This is a genomic window from Rhizobium sp. P1_E6 (assembly GCF_056405875.1).
In genome coordinates, this window is sequence record NZ_JBFUBG010000239.1 from 1 (window position 1) to 1,926 (window position 1,926).

Consider the following 1,926-nt stretch of genomic DNA (forward strand, 5'->3'; position numbering starts at 1 on the left):
GCCTACGCCGGTTGCCTTCTCACCCTTGCCGTCATCGACGCAATATGGCTCGGCATTGTGGCCCGCAGCTTCTACCGCGATCAGCTCGGCGAACTGATGTTGCCGTCACCGAATATTGCCATTGCAGCCCTCTTCTATCTGCTCTTCACGGTTGCGATTGTGATACTTGCGGTCTTGCCGGCGCTCTCCAGCAGCTCGATCGGAACGGCGCTTCTCTATGGTGCCATTTTGGGACTGGCGGCTTACGGCACCTATGACATCACAAATTTGTCGACACTTAAGAACTGGCCGCTCGCCATGAGCCTGGTGGACATGGTCTGGGGCACGTTTCTGACGGCACTTAGTGCTGTTGGAGGCTATTGCGCGGCAAGATTTTTCGCCTGAGCGGCGCTGTCATATTCCCAAGAGAGTACAATAGATGTGCCGCTAACGCACAAATTTCAAACTCGGTAAAATTGTAGTTTTATATTTGACGAATGTGAAAAACATTCGTGTGAGCCTCTCCGTAGAACAGCCCGAAATTTGAACTGTCTGACGGAGAATGCGAAATGGAAATGCTCCGCGCAACGCACCTCGCCACGGTGAAGTCGGCTGTCTACGACATTCGGTGGGAGGAGTTCAACGTCAAACGACCGGCCCGTATCGTGGCCGTTCGCCCCTGTCTGACCGGGATTTCGATGCGGAGTGCCGAAATCCTCGACATTTCCCAGGGCGGCGCGACCTTCGTCGTGTCGACTACGGCCGGCCTGCCCAAACACTATTACCTGAACATTCTGGGGCTTGCCTACCGCATCGGCTGTGCCGAGGTCTACCGCCATCATGAACGCATCGGTGTTCGTTTCATCAACATCATCGATCCGGACGTTCTACGCAAGGTAGTGCGGGCCGATTTCATGATCGGCAATACGGAAGCGATCGACGCGCGCCGCAACGGCAGCCGCGTCTGAGCCGAACGAGAAATAATCTTGCTTGCCTTGGCGAAGCGAGAGCCTATTCTTGCGCGGCTTTTTCAACAATTCCGGGAAATTGCCATCGCATGTCTGCCTTCTCGCGCTTCACGCCGCTTGCCGGCGCCTTGCCTTCCACCGTTCCTTTCGTCGGGCCCGAGGCCATCGAGCGCCAGCGCGGCCTGAAGGTCGAAGCACGTATCGGCGCAAATGAAAACGGCTTCGGCCCGGCTCCCTCGGTCATTGCCGCCATGCGGGAACAGGCCGGCGATATCTGGAAATATAACGATCCGGAAAACTACGTGCTGCGCGAAGCGCTCGCCGCCCATCTCGGTGTGACACCGGCCAATATCGCCGTCGGCGGCGGCATCGACGAGTTGCTCGGCCAGATCGTGCGGCTGGTCATCGAGCCCGGCGGCGCCGTGGTCACGTCCTTCGGCGCCTATCCGACCTTCAATTTCCACGTGAACGGTTTCGGCGGCCGGCTGGTCACCGTTCCCTATGCCGGCGACCGCGAGGATCTCGACGCTCTGCTCGATGCAGTCAAGCGGGAGAACGCGCCGCTCGTCTATTTCGCCAATCCCGATAATCCGATGGGAAGCTGGTGGGATGCCGACAAGATCGTCGCCTTTGCGCGCGCCCTGCCGGAAACCTGCATGATGATCCTCGACGAAGCCTACAGCGAGACCGGTCCGGCCTCCGCCGTTCCCTCGATCGATTCCCTTATCGACCTGCCGAACATCGTTCGCACCCGCACATTCTCCAAGGCCTACGGGCTTGCCGGTGCCCGCGTCGGCTATGTCATCTCGACGCCGGGCACCGCGCAGGCCTTCGACAAGATCCGCAACCATTTCGGCATGAACCGCCTTGCGACGGTCGCCGCACTCGCAGCCCTCAAGGATCAGGCTTACCTTTCCGAAGTGATCGGAAAGATCCATGCCGCACGCGACAGGATCGCTGATATTGCCAGGAGGAACAG

At 58.9% G+C, this 1,926-nt stretch carries 3 protein-coding genes; all 3 read left to right on the plus strand.

The genetic code is table 11. The features are described from left to right. A partial coding sequence (locus AC1D35_RS35765) for a DUF2177 family protein (RefSeq protein WP_477942708.1) occupies positions 1-384 on the plus strand: 384 nt, incomplete at its 5' end. Positions 385-548: 164 nt separating this feature from the next. Then, positions 549-947 carry a PilZ domain-containing protein gene (locus tag AC1D35_RS35770; protein ID WP_113300951.1) on the plus strand — a complete coding sequence of 133 codons (399 nt, stop codon included), beginning with the start codon at positions 549-551 and terminating at the stop codon, positions 945-947. Positions 948-1,036: 89 nt separating this feature from the next. Beyond that, positions 1,037-1,926, plus strand: an 890-nt coding sequence (locus AC1D35_RS35775) for a pyridoxal phosphate-dependent aminotransferase (RefSeq protein ID WP_477942710.1), incomplete at its 3' end; no start/stop codon positions are given.

Excerpts from the sequence above, each read along its gene's own strand:
- AC1D35_RS35770 (WP_113300951.1), top strand. The coding sequence starts at position 549 with ATGGAAATGCTCCGCGCAACGCACCTCGCCACGGTGAAGTCGGCTGTC.